This is a genomic window from Sphingomonas sp. (assembly GCF_031380695.1).
GTDB lineage: Bacteria > Pseudomonadota > Alphaproteobacteria > Sphingomonadales > Sphingomonadaceae > Sphingomicrobium.
The window spans coordinates 1-4,240 of the sequence record NZ_JANMWY010000010.1 but is presented as its reverse complement, the minus strand read 5'-3'; the positions used below and the strand labels follow the sequence as shown (position 1 = coordinate 4,240).

The 4,240-nt window shown below is 67.5% G+C and carries 6 protein-coding genes; 3 read left to right on the top strand and 3 right to left on the bottom strand.

Annotated elements, in window-relative coordinates; genetic code table 11:
- Positions 1-75: 75 nt before the first annotated feature.
- Genes RMN84_RS00290 through RMN84_RS00280 form a run of 3 tightly spaced genes read left to right on the top strand, consistent with a single transcriptional unit; the run spans position 76 to position 1,426 of the window.
- Positions 76-486, top strand: a complete 411-nt coding sequence (locus tag RMN84_RS00290) for a DUF3035 domain-containing protein (protein ID WP_309610214.1) — start codon at positions 76-78, stop codon at positions 484-486.
- Entirely contained in the window at positions 486-1,034 is a 549-nt protein-coding gene (locus RMN84_RS00285; RefSeq protein WP_309610213.1) for a winged helix-turn-helix domain-containing protein, read from the top strand. Before RMN84_RS00290 ends, RMN84_RS00285 begins: the two co-directional genes overlap by 1 nt.
- Positions 1,035-1,072: 38 nt before the next feature.
- The gene (locus RMN84_RS00280) at positions 1,073-1,426 is read left to right on the top strand and encodes a hypothetical protein (RefSeq protein ID WP_309610212.1); all 354 of its coding nucleotides are present in this window, start codon (positions 1,073-1,075) and stop codon (positions 1,424-1,426) included.
- Positions 1,427-1,448: 22 nt separating this feature from the next.
- On the opposite strand, the gene sseA is transcribed toward RMN84_RS00280, so the two are convergent.
- From sseA to RMN84_RS00265, 3 genes are all read right to left on the bottom strand, one after another.
- A complete protein-coding gene (gene sseA, locus RMN84_RS00275; protein ID WP_309610211.1) occupies positions 1,449-2,288 on the bottom strand; it encodes a 3-mercaptopyruvate sulfurtransferase in 840 nt (279 codons plus the stop codon).
- A gap of 12 nt (positions 2,289-2,300) precedes the next feature.
- Entirely contained in the window at positions 2,301-2,747 is a 447-nt protein-coding gene (gene queF, locus RMN84_RS00270) for a preQ(1) synthase (RefSeq protein WP_309610210.1), read from the bottom strand.
- Positions 2,747-4,240, bottom strand: a 1,494-nt coding sequence (locus tag RMN84_RS00265) for an OPT family oligopeptide transporter (RefSeq protein WP_309610209.1), incomplete at its 5' end; no start/stop codon positions are given. The genes RMN84_RS00265 and queF, both read right to left, overlap by 1 nt.

Here is a 4,240-nt window from a genome sequence, read left to right as displayed (position 1 = left end):
CGATTAGCATCGGTGTCGTAATCCTGCTGCTGCGCGCGTTCCTGTTGCGCGACGGCAGCCCCAAGGAGAATATCAATGCGTAAGGTCCTGCCTCTTCTCATCGCCGCCGGCACCCTCGCCCTGACCGGCTGCGGCGCGCTGCGCGGTAAGACCAAGGCGCTCGACGAGTTCGCCGTGGCGCGCAACGCGCCGCTGGTAATCCCGCCCGACTATACGCTGACCCCGCCGGTCGCCGGTACCGTCGGCCTGACCGCGACCGACGCGCAGAGCCAGGCGATCGACGCGCTGTTCGGTGGGCCGGGGCCGCGCAGCACGACCGAGCGCCAGATCCTAGACAATGCCGGGCGCGAGCGGGCGGCAGTGGGCGCGCGGTCGACCGCTGGCGATCCCGATACGCGGGTGGTCGACAAGGGCGCGGCGACGCCGACGATCCTCGCGACGCCGGCGGGCAACGGTCAGGACGCCACCGCGTCCACTCCGCAATAATGACAGAGGCGACGCTCCCGGCGCGGCTGGTCGAAGTCGAAGCCATGCTCGAACGGTCGCGGCGGCGGTTCGAGGAAGGCTCGCGGCTGGTCGAGGAAGCGCATCAGCTGATCGGCGATATCCAGTCGCAGTTGTTGGGATCGCCGGCGGTGATGACCGCCGACGAAAGCGAGGAGGCGGCGTCGAAGCTGCTCAACTCAATCAGGGCATCGGGCGGCGACATGCCGGCGACATTGTGCGGCGGTCGGCTGGCGGTCGACCAGAGCCAGCGGCTGATCCGCATCGACGGTCACCCGATCGGCATCACCGAGATGGAATATCGCGTGCTGGAACTGCTCGCCTATGCGCGTAACAATGTGGTGACGCGGACGATGCTGCTGAAGCATCTCTATCGCCGCGCCGACGATCAGCCGCAGCCCAAGATCATCGACGTGTTCATCTCCAAGCTGCGCAAGAAATTGCGCAATGCGTCGAACGGGGCGGAGTTCATCGAGACGATCCCGCAGCGCGGGTGGATCCTGCGCGACATCGACGCCCCGGCGGCCTGATTTACCTTTCGTTAGGGGAGGCGGGTTAATCCAACCGGATGATCCATTTCCTGCCCGACACGGCCCACGCCGAAAAGCTTCGTCCCTATGACGAAGCGATCACCCGGCTGGCGAGCATCCGCACAGCGCTGACGATCGTCGAGTTGGCGGCGGGAGTGACGAGCGAGGGGGTTGCTCCCGTGGTTCCCACGGCCTGGGCGCAAAAAAGCGCGGCCAAGCGGCGGCGGGCGGATCAGCGCTCGGTCGAGAGTGCCCAGGCGGCGGCGGCGGGGCTGGAGATACTTGCCGAGCAGCGCGCTGCGGGGCTCGAGCCGCATCCCAAATCGCTGGCCCGGCTGGCGGACACGCTGCGGTCGGAACTGCTCGAGCTGGACCGGCTATTCAGTCTTTAGGACTTCTCGTTATTGCAACTCCTTACCGCGCTGGCCCCGTTTCCTTCGGGGTGGCCGGGTCCGCGCCCCATTCGCTCCAGCTGCCGTCGTAGAGTTTCGTGCCCTTGGCGCCGAGCCGGTAGGCGGCGAATAGCAGCGAGGTGGCGGTGACTCCGGATCCGCAGCTGGCGACGAACGGAGCGACCGGATCGAGCCCCGCATCGGCAAAGGCCTTGGCGAGGACCTCATCGGACTGAAGCGTGCCGTCGTCACGGTAGAGCGCGGCGTAGGGCAGGTTGCAGGCACCGGGGATGTGGCCGGGCGCGATGCCGGGACGCGGGTCCGGACTGCTGCCGTCGAACCGCGCCGCGCCGCGGGCGTCGGCGAGGGGAAGGCCGATGCCGCTTAGTATGTCGGCCTTGCTCACGACTTTTTCCGGGTGTGCGATGGCATCGAAGCAGGCCTTGCGCGGGGCGGGTGAGCCGCTCTCGACCGGCCGATCTTCGCGCTTCCACTTGGCCAGGCCGCCGTCGAGGATCGCGATATGCTCCGCTCCATAGTGGCGCAGCATGAACCAGCCGCGCGTGGCGCTGCGCAGCGGACTGTTGTCGTACAGAATGATGCGGTCGTCGCGGTCGACGCCGAGCGCCTCCATCGCCGCGCCGAACGATGCGGCATCGGGCAGCATGTGCGGGGCGGGGTGGGCGTCGTCCGACAATGCCTCGATATCGAGGAAGCGCGCGCCGGGGATATGAGTCTCGGCAAACTCACCAGCGGGATCGCGACCGTCGGCGGCCATGAACATCGAACAGTCGAGAATGACGAGGTCAGGCGCGCCCAGTTCGAGCGCCAGCAAGTCGGTGGTGACAAGACTGTCCATCATCGCGTCTCCTTTTCAGCCACGGCCGCGATAGGGCGCGACCCCCTGATCCGGGAGCCACAGGCCCTCGGGCGGCACAGCGCTTTGCCAGAACACGTCGATCGGGATGCCGCCGCGCGGAAACCAGTAGCCGCCGATCCGCAGCCAGCGCGGCTTCATTTCGTCGAACAGGCGCTGGCCGATGCCGACGGTGACGTCCTCGTGGAAGCCGGCATGGTTGCGGAAGCTGCCCAGGAACAGCTTGAGGCTCTTCGATTCAACGATCGTGTCGGCCGGGGCATAGTCGATGACCAGATGGGCGAAGTCGGGCTGGCCGGTGACCGGGCAGAGCGAGGTGAACTCCGGTGCGGCGAAGCGCACCAGATAGAGCGCGCCGGCGCGCGGGTTGGGGACATAGTCGAGCGTGGCCGCTTCGGGGACGGCGGGGAGGCTGCTCGACTGGCCGAGGTGGAGCGGGTCCATCAACGGACCGTCGCTTCGCTGATCAGCGGGCCGCCGGAACCGTCGATCGGGATGGCGGCGTCGCTGCGCGTGCGGAAATAAAGGAAGGCGATCGACCCGAAGAACAGCAGCAGGCCGAGCGGCACGGCGAGCGGGAAGTCCTTGACGATCTGGAGTGGCGCGTCGCTGCGCGTGGCGGCGACGATGCCGGCGAAGGCGACCCCGAACAGGCTCTCGCCAACGATCAAGCCGGTCGCCATAAGCACGCCCAGTCGCTCGGCGAAGGCGGGGTTGGGCGACTTCTCGGCCCAGCGATTGTAGAACCAGCCGATGAACGCCCCGACCGGGATCAGCAACGTGATGTCCATCGGCAGGTAAATGCCCATGCCGACCGCCAGTGGCGGGAGGGAATATTTGCCGGTTCCCTTGAGCAGTTCGTCGATGATGACGACGCATCCGCCGATCGCCGCGCCGACGATGATCAGGTTCCAGTCGAGCTTTCCACCGAGTACGCCCTGGGCGATGTTCGAGATGAGCGCAGCCTGCGGGCCGGCGAGCGCGTTCGGCCCGGCGCCGGGGGTTCCGGCGAAGCCGAAGGCGGTGTTCAGGACGGTCAGGATCGGCGGGATGACGACCGCGCCGAACAGCACGCCGAGGACCAGCGCGACCTGCTGTTTCCACGGCGTCGCGCCGACCAGCTGGCCGGTCTTGAGGTCCTGGAGATTGTCGTTGGAGATGGTCGCGACACCGAATACGATGGCGGTCACGAACAAGGCATAGGCGACCAGACTCTTGGTCTCGTCGACGCCGAGGTGGCGGCCGAACAGGGCGACGAGGATCAGCGAAATGCCGAGCACGGCGAGGATGCCGACGCCCGAGATCGGGCTGTTCGACGCGCCGATCAGACCGGCCATGTAGCCGCATACCGCCGCGATGATCACGCCCGCGACGAGCACATAGGCGATGGTGACGGCGATGGTCAGGCCGGGGCTGGCGGCGATTGGGTTGGTCTGGGCGAAGGCGGCGAGGAGCAGTCCGATCGGAATCATCGCCGCCAGGATGGTGCCGCCGACGATGCCAATCGGAAGGTCGCGCTCGGTCAGGTCGAGGCTGGCGTTGCCCTGCGCCTGGCGCGCGCGGCTGGCGGCGAAGGCGGAACGCAGGCCGCCGACGATCGGGCCGACTAGCTTCAGCAGCGTCCAGATGGCGGCGATGCCGATCGTGCCGGCGCCGATGTAACGAACCTTGTCGTGGAAGATGACGCCGACATATTTGGCGAGGTCGCCGCCGTTGGCCGCAAGGCCGCCGTTGAACGCGGCGCTGGCGAAGTAGGGGACGAGGACGGCCCAGCTGAGCAGCATGCCGAGGAACATGGCGATGCCGACCGCGATGCCGACAAGGTGGCCCACGCCGATCAGCGCCATCGACATCAAGGCGGAGACGCTGGTCGCGCTTTCGCTGCCGATGCGGAAGGTGCGGGCGGCGTCGCCGGTGACGAGGCCCATGTAGGTCAG

Bases quoted from the DNA above. Each gene is read 5' to 3' on its own strand.
- RMN84_RS00285 (WP_309610213.1), top strand. From the start codon at position 486: ATGACAGAGGCGACGCTCCCGGCGCGGCTGGTCGAAGTCGAAGCCATG.
- RMN84_RS00290 (WP_309610214.1), top strand. From the start codon at position 76: ATGCGTAAGGTCCTGCCTCTTCTCATCGCCGCCGGCACCCTCGCCCTG.
- queF (WP_309610210.1), bottom strand. From the start codon at position 2,747: ATGGACCCGCTCCACCTCGGCCAGTCGAGCAGCCTCCCCGCCGTCCCC.
- sseA (WP_309610211.1), bottom strand. From the start codon at position 2,288: ATGATGGACAGTCTTGTCACCACCGACTTGCTGGCGCTCGAACTGGGC.
- RMN84_RS00280 (WP_309610212.1), top strand. From the start codon at position 1,073: ATGATCCATTTCCTGCCCGACACGGCCCACGCCGAAAAGCTTCGTCCC.